16 protein-coding genes are annotated in these 18,974 nt (G+C 67.8%); 2 read left to right on the top strand and 14 right to left on the bottom strand.

What is annotated here, in order from left to right:
• Nucleotides 1-99: 99 nt before the first annotated feature.
• On the top strand, nt 100-426 hold the full coding sequence (locus G8O29_RS08345; RefSeq protein WP_166402792.1) for a DUF6280 family protein: 327 nt from the start codon (nt 100-102) through the stop codon (nt 424-426).
• Nucleotides 427-505: 79 nt separating this feature from the next.
• On the opposite strand, the gene G8O29_RS08340 is transcribed toward G8O29_RS08345, so the two are convergent.
• The 4 genes from G8O29_RS08340 to G8O29_RS08325 form a co-directional block, all read right to left on the bottom strand.
• Complete coding sequence (locus G8O29_RS08340; protein ID WP_166402791.1) at nt 506-1,498, bottom strand: hypothetical protein; 993 nt, start codon at nt 1,496-1,498, stop codon at nt 506-508.
• A gap of 98 nt (nt 1,499-1,596) precedes the next feature.
• Entirely contained in the window at nt 1,597-2,970 is a 1,374-nt protein-coding gene (locus G8O29_RS08335; RefSeq protein ID WP_166402790.1) for a TolC family outer membrane protein, read from the bottom strand.
• Nucleotides 2,971-3,059: 89 nt separating this feature from the next.
• The gene (locus G8O29_RS08330) at nt 3,060-3,713 is read right to left on the bottom strand and encodes a protein-L-isoaspartate O-methyltransferase family protein (RefSeq protein WP_166402789.1); all 654 of its coding nucleotides are present in this window, start codon (nt 3,711-3,713) and stop codon (nt 3,060-3,062) included.
• 116 nt (nt 3,714-3,829) lie between these two features.
• On the bottom strand, nt 3,830-4,765 hold the full coding sequence (locus G8O29_RS08325) for a hypothetical protein (RefSeq protein WP_166402788.1): 936 nt from the start codon (nt 4,763-4,765) through the stop codon (nt 3,830-3,832).
• A 149-nt stretch (nt 4,766-4,914) separates the two neighbouring features.
• Here G8O29_RS08325 and G8O29_RS08320 point away from each other — a divergent pair, with 149 nt between their 5' ends.
• A complete protein-coding gene (locus G8O29_RS08320; protein ID WP_166402787.1) occupies nt 4,915-5,097 on the top strand; it encodes a hypothetical protein in 183 nt (60 codons plus the stop codon).
• Between the two features lie 5 nt (nt 5,098-5,102).
• On the opposite strand, the gene G8O29_RS08315 is transcribed toward G8O29_RS08320, so the two are convergent.
• From G8O29_RS08315 to G8O29_RS08270, 10 genes are all read right to left on the bottom strand, one after another.
• Complete coding sequence (locus G8O29_RS08315) at nt 5,103-6,455, bottom strand: phosphohexomutase domain-containing protein (protein ID WP_166402786.1); 1,353 nt, start codon at nt 6,453-6,455, stop codon at nt 5,103-5,105.
• A 12-nt stretch (nt 6,456-6,467) separates the two neighbouring features.
• Complete coding sequence (locus G8O29_RS08310) at nt 6,468-7,340, bottom strand: dimethyl sulfoxide reductase anchor subunit family protein (RefSeq protein WP_166402785.1); 873 nt, start codon at nt 7,338-7,340, stop codon at nt 6,468-6,470.
• A gap of 1 nt (nt 7,341) precedes the next feature.
• A complete protein-coding gene (locus tag G8O29_RS08305) occupies nt 7,342-8,070 on the bottom strand; it encodes a 4Fe-4S dicluster domain-containing protein (protein ID WP_166402784.1) in 729 nt (242 codons plus the stop codon).
• The gene (locus G8O29_RS08300) at nt 8,067-10,922 is read right to left on the bottom strand and encodes a molybdopterin-dependent oxidoreductase (RefSeq protein WP_367890149.1); all 2,856 of its coding nucleotides are present in this window, start codon (nt 10,920-10,922) and stop codon (nt 8,067-8,069) included. Before G8O29_RS08300 ends, G8O29_RS08305 begins: the two co-directional genes overlap by 4 nt.
• Nucleotides 10,919-11,995, bottom strand: coding sequence for an acetate/propionate family kinase (locus G8O29_RS08295; protein ID WP_166402783.1), 1,077 nt, complete (start codon nt 11,993-11,995; stop codon nt 10,919-10,921). Before G8O29_RS08295 ends, G8O29_RS08300 begins: the two co-directional genes overlap by 4 nt.
• Nucleotides 11,995-12,735, bottom strand: coding sequence for a sulfite exporter TauE/SafE family protein (locus G8O29_RS08290; protein ID WP_166402782.1), 741 nt, complete (start codon nt 12,733-12,735; stop codon nt 11,995-11,997). The genes G8O29_RS08295 and G8O29_RS08290 overlap by 1 nt, the downstream gene beginning before the upstream one ends.
• Nucleotides 12,735-14,510 (bottom strand): sulfoacetaldehyde acetyltransferase, encoded by a 1,776-nt coding sequence (gene xsc / locus G8O29_RS08285; protein WP_166402781.1) that lies wholly within the window; start codon nt 14,508-14,510, stop codon nt 12,735-12,737. The genes G8O29_RS08290 and xsc overlap by 1 nt, the downstream gene beginning before the upstream one ends.
• A 160-nt stretch (nt 14,511-14,670) precedes the next feature.
• Nucleotides 14,671-16,125, bottom strand: a complete 1,455-nt coding sequence (gene pdxR, locus G8O29_RS08280; protein ID WP_166402780.1) for a MocR-like pyridoxine biosynthesis transcription factor PdxR — start codon at nt 16,123-16,125, stop codon at nt 14,671-14,673.
• Nucleotides 16,126-16,419: 294 nt separating this feature from the next.
• Nucleotides 16,420-17,799 (bottom strand): hypotaurine--pyruvate aminotransferase Tpa, encoded by a 1,380-nt coding sequence (tpa, locus tag G8O29_RS08275; RefSeq protein ID WP_367890148.1) that lies wholly within the window; start codon nt 17,797-17,799, stop codon nt 16,420-16,422.
• A gap of 95 nt (nt 17,800-17,894) precedes the next feature.
• Nucleotides 17,895-18,908 carry an NAD-dependent epimerase/dehydratase family protein gene (locus G8O29_RS08270; RefSeq protein WP_166402778.1) on the bottom strand — a complete coding sequence of 338 codons (1,014 nt, stop codon included), beginning with the start codon at nt 18,906-18,908 and terminating at the stop codon, nt 17,895-17,897.
• Nucleotides 18,909-18,974: the final 66 nt, after the last annotated feature.

Here is an 18,974-nt window from a genome sequence, read left to right as displayed (position 1 = left end):
CATGCCCGTCATTCCAAACCGGAAGCCCCCGAATCGTGTTCAAACCGTTAGAAACCGCGGATACCGCGAAAGACAAGAGCAAGAACAAAGGAATCCACCATGCGTGACACCATCGACAGCACGGCCTTCAACTTCGAGCAGGGTCAACGTGCACGCAAGCTTTTCGCCGCCGTGGTTCTGGCGGCGCTGGACGATGCCATTGCCGACGACAAGAAATACGGCAACGGCCCGGAACAGATCGCCCGCTGGGCGCGTTCGCGCGACGGTCGCGAAGTTCTGTCCTGCGCCGGGATCGACCCGAACGAGCGCGTGGTCAAGGGGCTGATGGAATTCGTCGCCAAGGGCGTGCGCACCTCGGTCGCGCTGAGCCGCGAAGAATCCGAGCGCCGTCATGCCCTGGAACTGGAACAGGCCGAAGCCGCCTGACCCTGATCTGACCGGCAATCAAGGTCCGACGCGCGTCCGCAAGGGCGCGCGTTTTTTCATGCGGCTCAGGTCGGTAAGGTCAGTCCAGATCGCGTGCCACGAAGGCGCGGTTGATCTCGGCCCGCACCAACTTGCGGATGTTGCGGGTGATCCGTTCGCCCAGCTCGCCTTGCAGCTCGGCCCGCAGGGTCTGGCGCACGATCTCTTGCAAGGCCAGCTCGTCCAGCACCGCAAGCGGCATGCCATCGGCATCCACGAATTCGGTGGCCGCCCTTTCGGCCTCGGCCGCGCTGTCAGCCGCCGGCGCGGCGGGCACCTCGCCCGAAGCCGGCTGTGCCGAAAGCTGCTCGGTCCGGCGCCGGAAGGGAACGAAGGGCACCGGATCATCGCTATCCGACCCGACCGGCCCGGCCAGATCCCCGGCTTCGGACATCGCTGCCTCGGAGGGATCGTCAGCTGTCGGCCTTGCCACAGCCGGATCGGCAAGAACCTCGGCCTCTTCCGAGGCCAGCGCAACCTCGCCCAGCGACACGGGCCGCGGTTCGACCCAGAGGGCGTCCTGCCAGGCGGCTTCGACCGGTTCGGCCATGATCTGATAAGCCATGTCGTCAGCCTCGGGTTGCCCGGCCACAACGTCGCGTTCGACGGGCGCGGCGGGGGACTCGCCGACCGGAGCGACATCGTCCGCGGGGGCCAGGTAAACCGGCGTCAGATCCGGCTCGAGATCCAGGGCCGGATCAGCGCCCAGCGGCTGCGCGGGACCAGGGTCCTCTGCGGCGTCCTCGGCGCGGAAGGCAGGCTCTGGCGGGACAAGTTCGGCGAGCGCCTCGTCCGGGGCGGCATCCGCGCCATGGTCGGCATCACGCCCCGGGGCGGCCTCGACAACCGGAGCGTCAAGCACCAGCGGCGCCAGGGGGACAGGCTCGGTCACGACGCGCAGCGCCGGCGTCAGGAGCAGGCGTTCGGAGGTCAGGTCACGGCTCGGGCTGCGCGGAAGCAGTTCGTTCGACACCAGCCGACGCACAGAGGACACGACATCCTCGATCTCTTCCGAGCTTAAGGGGCCGACCATCGGGATCATCCGCTCGCTGGCGTGGAACTGGTCTTAACTTAGCGCCACAAGCCCCCGAATAGCAACAGAAACCGCCGATTGTCGCGAAGTTGTGGCCCTCAGTTCCCGATCTTTTCCAGAATTCGGTCCAGCTTCTTGCCCTGCGCGCTGTGCGCGGGTGCCTTCCTGACCGCGCCGTAATAGGCCTCGGGGTCGTAGGTCGGGATGCCAAGTTTCAGGTGATCGACCGTCAGCAGGCCCATCGTCGCCAGCACCTGATAGACCGCGACATAGCGCTGCGCCTCGGCCTCGAGCCGGGCGTTGCGGGCGTCAAGCAGTTCCTGTTCGGCATCCAGCACGTCCAGCGTGGTGCGGGTGCCCGCCGCCGCCTCTTCGCGCACACCGTCGAAAGCGGCCTGCGCGGCGCGGATCTGGAGGTCCGAGGCCTCGATCGAGGCGGAGGCGACGGCAAGGTTCGCCCAGGCGACGCCCACGTTCTGCACGATCCCGACGGCGACCTGTTGCAGGCCGGCGCGGGCGGCATCCTTTCCGGCAAGGGCCTTGCGCTGCAACGCCGAAAGCCGCCCGCCGGCATAAAGCGTCTGGTTCAGCGTCAGCCCGAAGGACTGCGCCTGCCGGTCGTTGTCATCGGTGCGCAGCGTGACCCCTGCCCCGACCGTCGGCCGGCGGTTCGCCTTGGCCAGTTCGACCTGAAGATCGGCAATCGTCACCTGGTGCTGCGCCTGCCGAAGCAGCGGATGCGTCGCCCGGGCCACGGCCTGCGCCTCTTCCATCGTGCGCGGCAGGGCCGGCGCCCGTGGCAAGGCCGCCAGCCCGTGCGGATAGGCGCCGGTCGCGGCCTTGTAGGCCTCGCGCGCGATCTTCAGTTGCCCCTCGGCCGCCGCCAGCGCCGCGCGCGAGGCCGCCAGCCGCGCCTCGGCGATCGAGACATCGGTGCGGGTGATCTCGCCCACGTCGAACCGGTCGCGCGCGGCGCGCAGTTCCTGGGTGATCAGGCGCAGGTTCGACTGGCGCAGCGCCACCACCTCTTGCGCCAGCCGCACATCGACATAGGCGCGCACGGCGGCCAGAAGCACGTTCTGCTCGACATCGACCAGCGCGGCCCGGGTGGCCAGCACGCTTTCGCGGGCGATCTCGATCCCGATCTGGCGGCGACCGAAGTCCAGAAGCATGAGTTCCGCGCTGAGGGTCAGTGCGGCCGAGAGGCCCTCTGACACGGCGGGTCCGCTGGGCGTGGTGATGTCGGCGCGCTGCCAGGCGCCCTGGAGGGTGTAGGAGACGACCGGACGCAGGGACGACACCGCGACGGCCACATCCTCGTCGGCGGCGCGCAGCACGGCGCGGTTCTGGTCCAGCAGGTTCGAGTTCCTGTAGGCGGCGATCAGCGCGTCCGTCAGGGTTTCCGCCTGCGCCGCCGGCAAAGCCAAGGCCCCGGCCAGAGCCACGACCATCGACAGAAGCCATCCACGCATGTTTTTCGCTTTCCTGAGGCCCGCGTTGATCGCCAGGCATTTCGTTCGCGTCCGGACCGTTCGCCGGTGCCGGACAGGGTCGCACAGACCTAGAGCGTGAAGGCCCTTTCCTTCCGGAAGCCCGGCAGGACCGGGGCCGAGGCGTTGAACATCGGCCGCCAGGTCACGCGACCGGCGACCTTGTAGCCGATCCGCGCCGTGCCCACGGCACCTTCCATGAACACGGCCCCGATCCGGCCGCCGTCCTTCACCTGGTCCAGGATCGCCTGCGGCATCTGCTCGACACCGCCCTCGACCGTGATCACGTCATAGGGCGCGCATTTGGCCGAGCCTTCGGCCAGCCGGCCCGTCACCACCACGGCATTGTCCACGCCCTCTTCCGACAGGATCCGCTGTGCCTCGGCGGCCAGGGTCTCGTCCTCTTCGACCGCAACGACCGTCTCGGCCAGCCGTGCGATGACGGCGGCCGAATAGCCAAGACCGCAGCCGATATCGAGCACAAGTTCGCCAGGCTGGATGTCCAGCGCGTCCAGCAGCTTGGCCAGGGTCCGCGCCTCGAGCACCACCCGGTCGGGCGCCAGCGGCAGGTTCTCGCCGACATAGGCGGCCTCGCGCAGGGCATCGGGCACGAAGGTCTCACGCGGGACGGTCAGCATCGCATCGATGATCGGGAGCTTGGTCACGTCCGAGGGGCGGACCTGCGTATCCACCATCATCATGCGTCGGCTGGCGAATTCGCTCATTCTGAACTCATCGGTCTTGTTTGCGGCTGCGTCGAGTCTTGCCACAGTTGCCGCGTTGCCGCAACCGGCCATCGCAGCCGTTTCATGCGGGTGGATGTTGCAGAGGGCGCGCCCGGTCAGGCCGCGCCGCGCCCGTCCGGCGCCCAGGAAAGGGCCTTCTCTCCAAGCGTCCGGAAGGGGACGGAAACTCGGGTCAGACGCCCGCGCCATTCGCCGAGGGGCGCCTGCCCGGCGACAAGACCCTGGAACATCTGCCACAGGCAGGCCGCAAGGAACGGCTGCACCAGCGCCGCGCGCAGGGCCAGGGCCAGCAGCGCCGCGCCGACATGGGCGCCGACCGGCCCGTTGCCGGGCCATGTCGCGGACAGTCCTGCCAGCGGCTGCGCCAGCAGAAGGACCAGTGCCGCCGTCACCGCCCAGCCCGCCGCCGTCAGCCTTGCGGCGGTCGCCAGGAGGTCGCGCCCGTTCTGGGTCGCCAGCACCAGAGCGTCATGCGCGGCCTCCCAGGCGTTTTCCGGGCGGGCGCGATAGGCATGGGCCAGCACGACCCGATCCACAAGCCCGCCCTGTGCAAGGCGACCCAGAAAAGGCAGCGCAAGCAGTCCGCCCCCCTCGGCCAGCGCGGGGATGACACCCGTGACGCTGCGCACATGGCGTGCCAGCGCCTGAAGGTCCGCAACCGATCCGAAGCGGGCGGCCACGGCGGATCGGGCATGGCCGATCTGACCGGGGCCGAGGGGCAACCGGAGGCCGTCATGCAGGTCAGAGATCAGCGCGATCAGCAGGGCCTGCTGCACGGCAAGCCTGCGCGCCTGCCAGATCGCCAGGACAACGGCGGCGATCACCCCGCCGGTCAGGGCGCCGGACACCGGGTCAAGAGCCAGCCCGCCCTGGCCGTGGGCCGGGCCCATGACGAAGGCGGCCCAGGCACCCGTCCAGGCTGCCAGGCCTGCGCCAAGGGCGAGGCTTGCAAATACCGCAAGGCGAACCGCCAGAAGCGGCGCAAGCCTGACCCAGAGGGCCAGGGCCTTGAGCAGGCTGAATGTCCACATGCAAGCAGGTCCGGTTTTTCCCGCAGGATGCCCGCCGAACAGCCGCGAGACAAGCGGCCCGGCTGGAAACAGACTGCAAACGTTCCGGCACTTAGCAAAGTCTTCAGACTTCGAGTCGATGCTGGCGATGAAGAACAAAGGAGGACCAGATGGCCGCTTCCCGACTGACCCTTGCCGACGAACTTTTGGAAATCCGCGCCGAGATCGAACGTCTGCAACGGCGCGAGGCCTCGTTGCAGCGCCTTGCCGACGACCTGCCGCGGATACCGGTCTTCCGCCGCGGCTGGCCGATCCTGCGCAAGCAACCGGCAGCATCCACCGTTTCGGCCTGAGGGGCTCAGCCCTCGATCAGGGCCCTGACGCGGGCCACGCCTGCGGCCACAAGGCCCGCGTCCCCCCGCGCCTCGACGTTCAGCCGCAGAAGCGGCTCGGTGTTCGAGGCGCGCAGGTTCATCCGCCAGTCCCCGAAATCCAGGCTCAGGCCGTCCGTGTGGTCGGCCGACCGTGCCTTTGGTGCAAGCGCCGCCTGAACACGGGCCACGACCGCCGGCACCTCTGCGACGCGGAAGTTGATCTCGCCCGAAGAGGGGAAGTCGCGCCGCATCGCGCCCACCAGATCGGTCAGGCTGCGCCCCGAGTGGCTGACAAGGCGGGCCACCAGCAGCCAGGGGATCATGCCGGAATCGCAGGCCATGAAGCCGCGGAAATAGTGGTGTGCGCTCATCTCGCCGCCATAGACCGCGCCCTCGCGGCGCATTGCGGCCTTGAGGAAGATGTGCCCCGTGGGCGCCAGCACCGACCGCCCGCCACCGCGCCGCACCGCATCCTGCACCGCCCAGATCACGCGCGGATCGTGGATGATCGTGGCTCCCGGTTCCGACGCCAGATGGGCCGCGGCAAGCAGCGCCACGACATGCTCGCCATCGACAAAGCCCCCGGCCCCATCGAACAGGAAACACCGGTCGAAATCGCCGTCGAAAGCGACGCCCATGTCGGCCCCGGCTGCCCTGACCGCTTGGGCCGTCACCGGGCGGTTCTCGGGCAGAAGCGGGTTCGGGATGCCGTTCGGGAAGGTCCCGTCGGGCGCATGGTGCATCCGCACAAGGTCCAGCCGCGCCCCCCGTTGCGCCAGCCCCTCGGCCAGCGCATCCAGCGTCGGCCCCGCCGCGCCGTTCCCCGCGTTCACCACAAGCCGCAAGGGCCCGATCCCCTGCCCGACCAGCGCGGCCACATGGGCGACATAGGCCGCACGCGTCGAAGACCGATCCTCGCGCGCCCCGCCCGGGGCGGCGGGCAGGGCCTCCGCCCCCTCGGTCAGACTGCGGATCCGGGCGAAATCGCCGTCCGGCAGCGGCACCGCGCCGCGGCCGACCAGCTTCATCCCGTTGTATTCGCGCGGATTGTGCGAGGCGGTGACACAGATCCCGCCGCCTGCGCCAAGATGGGCGGTGGCGAAATACATCTCCTCGGTTCCCGCAAGCCCCAGGTCAAGCACCCGCACCCCCTGCGCCACCAGCCCCGCCGCCACGGCATCGGCCAGCGCCGGCGAGCTTTCCCGGCAGTCCCGCGCCAGAACCACGGCATCCGCCCCGGTCACCAGGGCAAAGGCCCGGGCGATCCGGTGGGCGATGGCTTCGGTCAGGTCCGTTCCAAGACGGCCGCGGATGTCATAGGTCTTGAAGGCGCTCATGCGCGCAAGGGATCATCCCCGCGCGCCGTAGTAAAGCCCCACGACATGCTCGGCCTCGGCAAAGAACAGCCAGCGCGCGGCAAGGGCTCCGGCCAGGTGCAGGAGGGCCGCCAGCGCGATGCCCCAGACGCCCAGCGGCAGTAGAAGGATCAGCGCGGGCAGGATCGAGGCCAGCGCGAGGGCGATCCTGCGCAGCCTGGCGGCATGTTTGCGGCCGACGACGAAGATCATCTCGCGCTTCAGGTAGTTTCCCGCCGTATGGGCGGGGTCGAGGACAGACGGCACACCCAGCCGGTCAAGGCCCGTGGCGGTCCCCAGAGTCTGCCGCGCGCGGGCAAAGGCCCCGTCGCCCACCCGCCAGAGCGCCAGAAGGACCGCCCCCAAGGCCAGGAGCAGAAGCGGCGCCCAGGCGCGGCCCGAGAGCATCGCCCCGCCAGCAAGCGCGAAGGTCAGGAACATCACCGGCGTCAGCCAGTGGTGCCAGCGCGGGACGGCCCGGATCTGGGTGTAGATCATCGCGGTGGTGAAGACGGTCAGGATGGCAAGCGCACCGCCGATCTGGCCGATCAGGCGCGGCAGGCCGAGGGCGAAGATGTCGGACAGCGCCACGGGCGCAAGGATCACAAGCGTGGCGACCGAAGCCCAGGCTTCGCGGCTCAGCCAGCTCGTGCGCCATTGGGTGAAGGCTTTCAGGGCGTTACGCGGGTTGCCGAGGTGGAAGGTCGCGGCCAGAAGCCCCGCGACGGCCAACCCGTAGCCAAGGGCCCAGAGGAAGAAGGCGGCCCAGCCCGAGGGCATCAGCGCCCCCCAGCCGAGGAAGGCGAGGAAACCGAAGCCCAGCCCCGAGAGGGTGGAGAACAGGATCACGGACAGCGCGGGATGCATCCTATAGCTTCCCCAGCATCCGGTCCAGCCACCCGGCGATCCCGGTGGCCTTGATGTCAAGCAGCGGGGCCAGCGGGCTGGCATCGCCCGGACCCTTCCTGCGCGGCGGCAGGTATTTGTTGGTGGGTTTCGTGCCCATGTCGGGCATCAGGTCATAGCCTTGGCGTTCGGCCACCAGCCGCGACACCGCGCTGTCCGGGTCGGCGAGATCGCCGAAATGGCGCGCGTTGGTCGGGCAGGTGCGGACGCAGGCGGGCTCGCGGTCTTCCTCGGGCAGGGTCTCGTTGTAGATCCGGTCGACGCAGAGCGTGCATTTCTTCATCACGCCCTGGTCCGCATCCATCTCGCGCGCGCCATAGGGGCAGGCCCAGGCGCAGAGGCCGCAGCCGATGCAGGCGTCTTCGTTCACCAGCACGATCCCGTCCTCGGCCCGCTTGTAGCTGGCCCCCGTGGGGCAGACGGTGACGCAGGGCGCGTTGTCGCAGTGCAGGCAGGAGCGCGGGAAGGTCACGACCTGCGCGGGGGCATCGGGGATGGCGACCTCGTACGAATGGACACGGTTGAGGAACGTCCCCGAGGGATCGGCACCGTAGGGATCCTGGTCGGACAGGCCGATACCCGCGTCGTTCCAGCCCTTGCAGGCGGTGACGCAGGCCTGGCAACCGACGCAGGTGTCAAGGTCGATGACCAGACCGAGTTTCCTTGCGGTCGTTTGCGGCAGGGCGGTCATCGCGCGGCCTCCCCGCCGGGCGCCAAAAGTTTTCGAAAACTTTTGGCAAAATTCTTCGAAGAATTTTGCGCCCGGCCACCACCGGTGCGCGGAGGGTCGGGGAGGCGCGGAAGCATCGGCTCTACCGTTCCGCGCGGGTGATCCTCGGCCGGGACCCGTTCGACCCGCACCCGCTGGTCGAACCAGGCGGCCTGGCCCGTCACCGGATCGGAGTTCGACAGGCGCCTGCCCTCGCGGTCCGGCAGCAGTTCCGGGATCAGGTGGTTCAGAAGGAAGCCCGTCGTCGCCTCGGGCGCGTTCTCGTCCAGCGCCCAGGCGCCCTTGCGCTTGCCGATGGCGTTCCAGGTCCAGACGGTTTTCTCGTTCAGCGCGGCCATGTGGGCCACCGGCACAACGATGGTCCCGGCACGCGAGGACACCCGCGCCCAGTCGCCCTCCTCGAACCCCTGCGCCTGCCAGATCTTCGTCGGCAGATACAGGTAGTTGCGCCCCCTGATCTGCCGCAGCCAGGCGTTCTGGCTGCCCCAGGAGTGATACATGTCCATCGGGCGTTGCGTCAGGGCATGGACCGGATAGCCGAAGGCCGCGTCCGCGTCGCCATAGGGCGGATACCAGATCGGCAGAGGGTGCATCGCCTGTTTCAGCCGCGCGCGCAGATGGTCGGGGGGCTGGCGGGGGCCAAAGCCCTCGGCGGCCAGCTGGAAGCGGCGCATGGGTTCGGACCAGATGTTGAAGAGGTAGGGCTGCGGCGTCTCATAAAGGCCAAGGCGCACTGCCCAGTCCTGATAGGCGGCGTTCCAGGGTTTGTAGAAGGCGGCTTCCTCGGGCACATGCGCCTGATAGAAGGCGCCGTTCTGGATGTAGCGGTTCAGCTGGTCGGGGTTCGGCGCGCCCCGCCCTTCCGCCTCGCCATTGCCCCGGAATCCCATCAGCGGCCCGACACCGGGCCGGCGCTGGTGGTTCACGATATAGTCGGCATAGTCCTTGTATTTCGCCGTCCCGTCCTCGTTCACCATCTCCGGAAGGCCGAGCCGCGCGCCCAGTTCCAGCAGGACCGACTGGAAACAGCGGACGTCCCGGTCGGGTTCCACCACCGGCCAGCGGATCGCATCGCCCGCGGCGTCGGGTTCGGAGATCGGCCGGTCGAGAAGGCTGATGCAGTCGTGGCGTTCGAGATAGGTCGTGTCGGGCAGGATCAGGTCGGCATAGGCCACCATTTCGCTCGCATAGGCGTCGGAGTAGATGATCCGGGGGATCACATACTCGCCATTCCGCTGTTCCGTCAGCATCTCCATCACCCGGGCAGCGTTCATGCTGGAGTTCCACGACATGTTCGCCATGTAGAGAAACAGCGTGTCGATGCGGTAGGGGTCCCCGGCATGGGCGTTGGGGATGACCATGTGCATGAGGCCATGCGCCGAGAACGGATTTTCCCAGGAAAAGCCCTTGTCGATCCGCGCCGGTTGGCCGTCGGGCAGCAGGCACAGGTCGTCGGGCGAGCGGACATAGCCCAGATGCGGGCCGGTCAGCGGCTTGCCGGGGGAGGTCACGAAATGCGGGGTCGGATGCGCCTCGACGGGCTTCGGGTAAGGCGGTTTCAGGCGGTAGCCGCCGGGGGTTTCCACCGCGCCCAGCAGGATCTGCAACAGATGCAGCGCACGGGCGGTCTGGAAGCCGTTCGAATGGGCCGAGATGCCCCGCATGGCGTGAAAGCTGACCGGGCGGCCGGGCATGTTGGCGTGCTGCTTGCCGCGGAAGTCGGTCCAGGGCCGGTCCAGCGTGATCGACTGGTTGAAGGCCACATCGGCCAGTTCCGCCGCCAGTTGCCGGATGCGCGTCGCCGTCACCCCGCAACGGGCGGCCACGGCCTCGGGCGCGTAGGCGGGCTTGAGGTATTCCTCGACCATGTGGCGGAAGACCGTGCGGTTGCCCTGCCATTCCGCGCCGAGATCGGGCTGCACATCCTTGCCGTCCCAGGGCGCCGGATGGCCGGTGCGGCGGTCGATGACGAAGGGCTGGCTTTCGGCGTTGCGGACGAAAAGGCCCTTCTCCGGCCCCTCGGCCCCATTCACCAGCAAGGGCGCATTGGTCCATTGCGCGAGGTAGTCGAGGTCGATCTTCCCCGCCTCCAGCAGGCAATGGATCAGCGACAGGATCAGCAATCCGTCCGTGCCGGGCGTGATCCCGATCCAGTCGTCGGCCACCGCCGAATAGCCGGTGCGGATCGGGTTCACGCTGATGATCCGCGCGCCGCGGGCCTTCAGCCTGGCCAGACCGATCTTGATCGGATTGCTGTCATGGTCCTCGGCCACCCCGAACAGGACGAACAGCTTCGTCCGTTCCCAGTCCGGCTGGCCGAATTCCCAGAAGGCGCCGCCGATGGTGTAGATGCCGCCCGCCGCCATGTTGACGCTGCAAAATCCGCCGTGGGCCGCATAGTTCGGCGTCCCGAACTGTTGCGCCCACCAGCCGGTGAGGCTCTGGCTCTGGTCGCGGCCGGTGAAGAAGGCGAGCTTCTCGGGGGCCGTCTCGCGCAGGGGCTTCATCCAGGAAACGGCGGTTTGCAGCGCCTCTTCCCAGGTGATCTCCTCGAAGGCCCCCGATCCCCGGGGGCCTACGCGTCGCAGGGGCGCGCGAAGGCGCGACGGCGCGGTGACCTGCATGATCCCGGAGGCGCCCTTGGCACAGAGGACGCCCCTGTTGACCGGATGGTCCCGGTTGCCCTCGATATAGGCCACCTTGCCCGATTTCAGATGCACGTTGATCCCGCAGCGGCAGGCGCACATGTAGCAGGTTGTCTGGCGGACCTCGTCGCCGACCTTGCGTTGCGTGTCCACCCTCGGCTGATTCACGCGCCCTCCCCGGCCCTGACGGCCTGCGCTTCAAGGGCAATCTGGCGTTCCTCGTCGGCTGGCACAACAAGGATAACGACACGGGATGTCGTATCATGCAGGCGCGTTTCGTTCCGGGCATTCGCGGCAAGGTCGGGAGATACTCCCAGAAACCCGAGGCCGGACAGGATTTCCTTCCGCATCCAGGGATCGTTTTCGCCGATGCCCCCGGTGAAGACCACGGCATCGAGCCCCCCCATCGCGGCCACCATCGACCCGGCGTGGCGCACCGCCCAATAGGCGAAATGCTCCAGCGCAAAGCGCGCCTCGGACGTGCCTGCCGCATGCAGCGCGCGCAGGTCGCTGTGACCGGCCAGGCCAAGCAGCCCGCTTTCGCGGTTGAGGATGCGGCCCGTACGTTCCACCCCGTGGAGTTCGGCCAGCCGCAGCACCGCGTTCCCGTCGATCGACCCGGACCGTGTGCCCATCGTCAGCCCGTCCAGCGGCGAATAGCCCATCGTCGTCGCAACCGAACGACCGTTCACAATCGCCGCCATCGAACAGCCATTGCCCAGATGACAGGCGAGCAGGCGTTCGGGAAGTTCTCCCCTGCCCCGCAGGATGCGCACCAGCGCGGCATAGCTGATCCCGTGAAAGCCATAGCGGCGCAGGCCCCGGTCACGCTCCGCCTTCGGCAGGGCATAGGTCGTCGCCACCTCGGGGTTCGTGGCGTGAAAGGCGGTGTCGAAGGCCGCATATTGCGGCAGGTCGGGCGCAAAGGCGGCAAGCGCCTGCATCCCCGCCAGATTCGCCGGGTTATGCAGGGGGGCGAGCGGGATGCAGGCCGCGATTTCGCGCAGGACCTCGGGCGTCACCCGGCAGGTCCGGGTCAGCCCCGCCCCGCCATGCACCACCCGATGCGCCGCTGCCGTCAGCCGACGCGGAGAGATGCCCGCCCGCGCCAGCCCTGCGGCCAGCGCCGCCGCGTGACCATCCGGGCCGATCTCGGTCAGCCTGATATTTCCGACCTCTTGTTCGCCTTCGAAGAGTTTCAGCTTCAGCGAAGACGAACCTGCGTTCACAATCAGCCACATCAGAGCAGCGCCTTTCCCAGCCCGAGTGCGGCCAGCCCGGCAAGCAGGACGATGGCAAAGCGGCGGAACTCCTGCGGGTCGGTGCCGAAGAAGTGCCGCCCCCCGAGCCAGTTGCCGAACAGCGTCACGGGCAGCGCGATGAGCGCGGCCCAGAGCGTGTCCCAGGTCACCAGCCCGGCCAGCCAGTAGAGCGGCGCCGAGTAGAGGTCGAGAAGCGGGAAATAGGCGATCAGCGTGGCCCGGAACACCGATGCGGGCATCGGCTGCGCGGCGAAGAAGGCCGCCACCGGCAGCCCCCCCATGCCGGGCGCATTGGCCAGGCCCGAGATGACCCCCGCCAGCCCGTTTCCCGCCCCCTTGACCTCGGCCGCAAGCCGCCACCCCGCCAGCAGCACGACGCACATCAGCAGGACATAGCCCGACACAACCGCCCGCCCGGTGTTCTCGCTGACCCCGGTCAGGACCCAGAGGCCCAGCGGCAATCCGACCGCCGCCCCGCCCAGAAGCCAGCCGACCCGACGCCAGTCCACATCCGGCCCCGCCCCTTTGGCATGTTGGAGGGACATTACCGTTTCCAGAATGACCACAACGGCCACGAAGTTCAGCGGATTGGTAACAAGACTTGATGCCGCGATCAGCAGGGCCGAGAAGCCGAACCCCGAATAGCCCCGCACGAACCCGGCCACCAGACAGGCCACGGCGAGCCAGACCAGCGCGCCGGGGCCAAGGTCATAGGGCATCAGACGACCTGCGGCCGCATGTCGGCTTTCGAGATCCCCGCGACCTCGACCGGCTTCTTCATCGCGTCGCGGCGGAAGGGCTCGCCCAGTTCCTGGTTGATGAGCGCCTCGATCAGGGTCGTCTTGCCGTGGCTCATCTGGTCCTCGATGGCTTGCCGCAGCGCCGCCGTCAGCTCCTCCATCGTCCGCGCGACCACGCCCTGAAGACCGCAGGCGCGCGCGATCCCGGCATAGGACACCTGCTCGTTCAGCTCGGTCCCGACGAAATTGTCGTCATACCACAGCGTCGAGTTCCGCTTTTCCGCCCCCCACTGGTAGTTGCGGAAGACGACCATGGTGATCGCGGGCCATTCCGGGCGGCCGATGGCGGTGAGTTCCGTCACCGCGATGCCGAAGGCTCCGTCCCCGGCAAAGCCCACCACGGGCGTGTCGGGGCAGGCGATCTTGGCGCCCACGATGGCGGGCAGGCCATAGCCGCAGGGGCCGAAAAGGCCGGGGGCGAGGTATTTCCGCCCCGCCTCGAAGCTGGGATAGGCGTTGCCGATGGCGCAGTTGTTGCCGATGTCGGAGGAGATGATCGCCTCGCGCGGCAGCGCCGCCTGGATCGCGCGCCAGGCCATCCGGGGGCTCATCCAGTCGGGTTTGGCCTTGCGGGCGCGTTCGTTCCAGGTGGTTCCGGGATCGTCCTGTTCATGGTCCATCGAGGCCAGTTCCTGCGCCCAGGCCGATTTCTTCTGCGCGATCAAGGCCTTGCGCTCCTCTCGCCCCGCATCGCCCGCGGTCTTGGAGAGGCGCGCGAGGATCCCCTCGGCCACCTTCTTCGCATCGCCCACGATCCCCACCGTCACGGGTTTGGTCAGGCCGATCCGGTTCGGGTTGATGTCCACCTGGATCACCTTCGCGCCCTTCGGCCAGTAGTCGATGCCATAGCCCGGCAGGGTCGAGAAGGGGTTGAGCCGCGTCCCGAGCGCCAGCACCACATCCGCCTGCGCGATCAGTTCCATCGCCGCCTTCGACCCGTTATAGCCGAGCGGCCCCGCGAACAGGGGGTGCGAGCCGGGGAAGGCGTCGTTGTGCTGATAGCCGACGCAGACCGGGGCGGTCAGGCGTTCGGCAAGGGCCATCGAGGCCGGGATCGCCCCCCCGATCACCACGCCCGCGCCGTTCAGGATCACCGGGAACTTCGCGCCGGACAAAAGCTGCGCCGCCCGGGCGATGGCCTCCTCACCGCCCGAGGGGCGCTCGAACTCCACCACCGCGGGCAGGGCGATGTCGATGACCTGCGTCCAGAAATCCCGCGGCACGTTGATCTGTGCCGGGGCCGATTGACGCTTGGCTTGCAGGATCACGCGGTTCAACACCTCGGCCATGCGGGAGGGATCGCGGACCTCCTCCTGATAGCAGACCATGTCGCGGAACAGCGCCATCTGCTCCACTTCCTGAAAGCCGCCCATCCCGATCGTCTTGTTCGCGGCCTGCGGGGTGACCAGCAGCAGCGGCGTGTGGTTCCAGTAGGCCGTCTTGACCGCCGTCACGAAGTTGGTGATGCCCGGCCCGTTCTGGGCAATCATCATGCACATCCTGCCCGAGGCGCGGGTGAACCCGTCGGCCATCATGCCCCCGGACCCTTCGTGGGCGCAGTCCCAGAAGGTGATCCCGGCCTTGGGAAACAGGTCAGAGATCGGCATGAAGGCACTGCCGATGATGCCGAAGGCGTGTTCGATGCCATGTAGCTGAAGAACCTTAACAAAGGCTTCCTCTGTCGTCATCTTCATCGCACTTCTCCATGTCCCGATCGGCCCGATAAGGCCAGTCACTCGCAGCCTACAGCGGCGCCGAGACCGAGCTTAGGGCCAGTTCATGCGCCCCGGTATGGCCAGCGACCGCCCCTGCTTCGCGCCTTCGGCTTCGCGTCGCCAGCGGGGCGTCAGGACGTCATCGACGCGCTACCGCCCGGGCGATCCGTGCGATGCCCTCGGGGATGCGTTGCGGGGCGATGGAGGAATAGGCCAGCCGGAAGAAATTGCGCGGGCCGTCCCCGGCAAAGAAGGCGCGGCCCGGTTCGATCAGGACGCCTTCGCCGCGCAAGGCCAGGGCCAGTTGTTCGGTATCCAGACCCTCGGGCGCACGCATCCAGAAGCTCGATCCGCCGAAGCCGCCCTGACCTGCCACGGTGAGACCCTCGGCGGCGATGGCCTCGGACATCATCTGGCGGCGGCGGCGGTAGGCGTTCTTCATCCGGTTGACGAGGGCATCGTAGTGGCCGAGGCCGAGAAAATAGGCCACGGTCCGCTGGATATGGCCGGGCGGGTGTTTCAGCATCAGGCCCCGCAGCGCCCGCGCCTCGGCGATTAAGCCGGGGGGGCCGACGAGGTAGCCGAGCCGCAGGCCGGGAAAGACGGATTTCGAGAAGGACCCGGCATAGATCACCCTGCCGTTCCGGTCGAGCGACTTCAGCGCCGGGGCGACGGGCTTCAGGAAGGACATCTCGAATTCGTAGTCGTCTTCGATGAGGATTGCGCCTTGCGCCTCTGCGGCCCCCAGAAGCGCCACGCGTCGGTCCACCGGCATGGTGGCGTTGGTCGGGCACTGATGCGAAGGGGTGGTGAAAATCACATCTGCATCAATGGTTTGCACGGGCAGGCCCTGGGCATCGACATCCACCGGGATCGCCGTGGCCCCCGTTGCCGCGACGATGGCGCGCCAGGCGGGGTAGCCGGGGTTTTCCACCACGGCGCGGCGACCGGGGCCGAGCAGCGTGGTGGCGGCGATCCACAGCGCGTTCTGGGCGCCGAGGGTCAGAAGGACCTCATCCTCGCGGGCGGCGATGCCGCGGCGGGGGAGGATGGTGCGCAGAAGCTCCTGGATCAGCAGGGGGTCGTCGCGGTCGTAATAGTCGGTGGTCAGCGCCGCAAAGTCGCGTTTGCCGAGCGCGCGCAGGGCGCATTGCCGCCAGTTCTGGTGGTCGAAGAGCGTCGGGTCGGCCTGGCCGTAGATGAAGGGAAAGGGGTAGCGGTCCCAGTCCTCGGGCCGTTCGACGCGCGGGGTGCGCGTGAAGCGGCCGCCGGTCAGGGCCTTGAAATCGATGGCCTCGGCCCGGGGCGGCCCTTCGGGGAATTCGGGCGCGAGGGGGGCGGTGTCCGAGACGAAATAGCCCGACCGCCCCGCCGAGGTGAGGTAGTCGGAGGAGACGAGATCGGCATAGGCGAGCGTCACGGTGATCCGGCTGACGCCGAGGTGTTCGGCCAAGCCGCGCGACGAGGGCATCCGGCTGCCGGGCCTGAAGCGGCCGGAGAGGATGCCTTGCGTGACCATGGTCCTGATCTGCTGTTGCAGGGAACCGGAGGCTCCGGGGGTCAGGTAGAAGGCTTCGACGGGGATGGCGGGCATGAGTCCAGTTTGGGGGCCGGTCGGGAAGGGAAGTCAAGCCAAAGGTCACGTCGAAACCCCGCGGGTATCCCCTTCAGAACGCGCTGTTGATCGGGTCCGCCATCGGACAAGGCAGCGTCTGGCATCTGTCTGCCATGCGTCTGGCAAGCGTATGGCACCCTGTCGGGCATTCGCGGGGTTAACCATGACTGGCGAATCGCGAGGGCCGGCGCGCTGTAGCGCACCCTACGCGGCAGGACTGGGCGGGGGTGCCCGTTCCCGGACACCCTCGCCGCCCGCAATGGGCCTAAGTCCCTACCCGAACACCCGCGTCAGCGCGCCGTCGATCGCGGTGGTGATCTCGTCGATGTCGTCCTTCGTCGCGATCAGCGCGGGCGACAGGCAGAGGGTGTTGTTCATCCCCGGCAACGAGCGGTTCGTGGCGCCGATGATCACCCCCTGCGCCATGCAGTCGGCGACGACGGCCTGGACCCTCTTCTCGTCCATCGGCTCCTTGGTGGTGCGATCCGCCACCAGTTCCGCCCCGAGGAACAGGCCCTTGCCGCGGACGTCGCCGATGACCTTGTGCTTGTCCATGAGCGCGCGCAAGCGGTCGAGGCAGTAGTCGCCCATGGCGAGCGTGTTCTGCAACAGGCCCTCTTCCTCGATGATCTTCATGTTCTCCAAGGCTGCCGCCGGGCCCGCGGTGCAGCCGCCGAAGGTGGAGATGTCACGGAAATAGCTGAGCGGATCCGAGGCGTCGTCCTTGAACATCTCGAACACGGCCTCGGTGGTCACGGTGCAGGAAATCGCGGCGTAGCCCGAGGCCACCCCCTTGGCCATGGTCACGAAGTCCGGTTTGATCCCGTAGTGCTGATAGCCGAACCAGGTGCCGGTGCGGCCCACGCCGCAGACGACCTCGTCGATGGCCAGGAGGATGTTGTATTTCTTGCAGATGTCCTGCACCCGCTCCCAATAGCCCTGGGGCGGGACGATGACGCCGCCGCCGGCGGTCACGGGTTCCAGGATCAGGCAGCCGACCGTGTCGGGGCCTTCGCGCAGGATGACTTCCTCGATCGCGTCAGCGGCGCGCTGGCCGTAGTTCTCCACGTCCCACTGCTTGCGGTATTCCAGGCAATGCGGCACGCGGACGAAGCCATCGGGGAAGGGCCCGTACTGCATCGCGCGCTGGTCCTGGCCCGAGGTGGCAAGCGCGGCGATGGTGGTGCCGTGGTAGTCGCGGTCGCGGTAGAGGATCTTCCACTTCCTGCCGCCATGGTGACGATGCGCGATCTGGCGCACCATCTTGTACACCTTCTCGTTCGCTTCGGAGCCCGAGTTGTTATAGTAGACGCGGGTCAGGCCCGGCATCTTCTCGGTCAAGGCCTTGGAGAACATGGCCCCGGGGATCGACCCCGCGGAGCCGGCGAAATAGTTCAGCTTCAAAAGCTGGTCGCGGACGGCATTGGCGATCCGTTCGCGGCCGTAGCCCACGTTCACGGTCCAGACCCCGCCGGAGACCGCGTCGATGTGCTCCTTGCCCCTGGCATCCCAGACCCGCATCCCCTTGCCCTCGACGATGACGCGGGGATCGACGGTTTCGTACTGCTTGTGCTGCGACAGATGGTGCCAGACATGCGCGCGGTCGGCCTCGACCACGGCGCCGATGTCGTTCAGGCCTGCATAGTCTTCCACGGGAGGACATCCTTTCGGTTCGATCTGCGCGGCATGATCCCGCATCTTGCCAGTCTTCGTTAGGACCAGACCCATGCCGCCGTTATGGCCAGACCTTACACCCGGTAGTAGCTGCGATACCAGTCCACAAAGGGCTTGAGGCCGACTGAAAGATCGGTTGCGGGACGGAAACCGGTCAGTCGCTGCAAAAGCGAGCAATCCGCCCAGGTCGCGGGGACATCTCCGGGCTGCATCGGCAGGAAATTGCAGGTCGCCTTCCGGTCGAGCAGGGTTTCCAGCGTGCGGATGAAGTCCAGCAGGTGGATCCTGTCCGAATTGCCGATGTTGACGATCCGGTGCGGCGCGACCGGGCTGAGGCTGTCGCCCTCGACCGGGATGCCGCGTGCCTCCGGCAGTGGCGGCGCAAGGGACAGAAGGCGGGTGACGCCCTCGACCAGGTCCTCGACGGCGGTGAAGTCGCGCCAGAGCTCGCCATGGTTGTAGACGTCGATGGGCTTGCCTTCGAGGATGGCCCTGGTGAACTTGAAATAGGCCAGGTCGGGCCGCCCCCAGGCGCCGTAAACGGTGAAGAAGCGGAAGAGCGTGACCGGCAGGCCCCAGAGATGGGCGTAGGAATGCGACAGCGCCTCGACCGCCTTCTTGGTTGCGGCATAGACCGTCAGCGGATGATCGGTGCGGTCGGTTTCACGAAACGGCATTTCGGGGCTGGCGCCGTAGACCGAGGAGGTGGAGGCGATCATCAGGTGCCTGACCTGCTGTTCCTTCGCGATCTCCAGCACGTTGAAACTGCCGGTGAAATTGGTCTCGATGTAGGAGCGGGGATGGGTCAGGCTGTAGCGGACCCCGGCCTGTGCGGCGAGGTGGATGATGGCATCCGGGGCGAAATCCCCGGCCACGCGGGTCAGCGTCGCCATGTCCTCCAGCATCGCTTCGGTCGCGGAAAAACCGGGCAGATCGCGCAGGATCGCGTGGCGCCGCTGTTTCAGCGTCACGTCGTAATAGGGGGTCATGCCGTCATAGCCGTGCACCCGGTGGCCGGCCGCCAGAAGATGCCGCGCGAGGTGGAAGCCGATGAAGCCGGCCGTCCCGGTGATGAGGATCCTCTGCACGAAAGCCCTTCCCTGCGCGCTTGCGCCGGACAATCCGCGCCGACCCGGTGCAAGTCAAGCCCGCCC

It is taken from the genome of Rhodobacter calidifons, from assembly GCF_011174775.1.
In the GTDB taxonomy this organism is placed as follows: Bacteria; Pseudomonadota; Alphaproteobacteria; order Rhodobacterales; family Rhodobacteraceae; genus Tabrizicola; species Tabrizicola calidifons.
Note: the sequence above shows the minus strand (reverse complement) of the source record. Positions and strands in the feature narration are given on the sequence as shown.

Coding starts and splice junctions, on each gene's coding strand:
- G8O29_RS08345 (WP_166402792.1), top strand. CDS start 100: ATGCGTGACACCATCGACAGCACGGCCTTCAACTTCGAGCAGGGTCAA.
- G8O29_RS08340 (WP_166402791.1), bottom strand. CDS start 1,498: ATGGTCGGCCCCTTAAGCTCGGAAGAGATCGAGGATGTCGTGTCCTCT.
- G8O29_RS08335 (WP_166402790.1), bottom strand. CDS start 2,970: ATGCGTGGATGGCTTCTGTCGATGGTCGTGGCTCTGGCCGGGGCCTTG.
- G8O29_RS08330 (WP_166402789.1), bottom strand. CDS start 3,713: ATGAGCGAATTCGCCAGCCGACGCATGATGATGGTGGATACGCAGGTC.
- G8O29_RS08325 (WP_166402788.1), bottom strand. CDS start 4,765: ATGTGGACATTCAGCCTGCTCAAGGCCCTGGCCCTCTGGGTCAGGCTT.
- G8O29_RS08320 (WP_166402787.1), top strand. CDS start 4,915: ATGGCCGCTTCCCGACTGACCCTTGCCGACGAACTTTTGGAAATCCGC.
- G8O29_RS08315 (WP_166402786.1), bottom strand. CDS start 6,455: ATGAGCGCCTTCAAGACCTATGACATCCGCGGCCGTCTTGGAACGGAC.
- G8O29_RS08310 (WP_166402785.1), bottom strand. CDS start 7,340: ATGCATCCCGCGCTGTCCGTGATCCTGTTCTCCACCCTCTCGGGGCTG.
- G8O29_RS08305 (WP_166402784.1), bottom strand. CDS start 8,070: ATGACCGCCCTGCCGCAAACGACCGCAAGGAAACTCGGTCTGGTCATC.
- G8O29_RS08295 (WP_166402783.1), bottom strand. CDS start 11,995: ATGTGGCTGATTGTGAACGCAGGTTCGTCTTCGCTGAAGCTGAAACTC.
- G8O29_RS08290 (WP_166402782.1), bottom strand. CDS start 12,735: ATGCCCTATGACCTTGGCCCCGGCGCGCTGGTCTGGCTCGCCGTGGCC.
- xsc (WP_166402781.1), bottom strand. CDS start 14,510: ATGAAGATGACGACAGAGGAAGCCTTTGTTAAGGTTCTTCAGCTACAT.
- pdxR (WP_166402780.1), bottom strand. CDS start 16,125: ATGCCCGCCATCCCCGTCGAAGCCTTCTACCTGACCCCCGGAGCCTCC.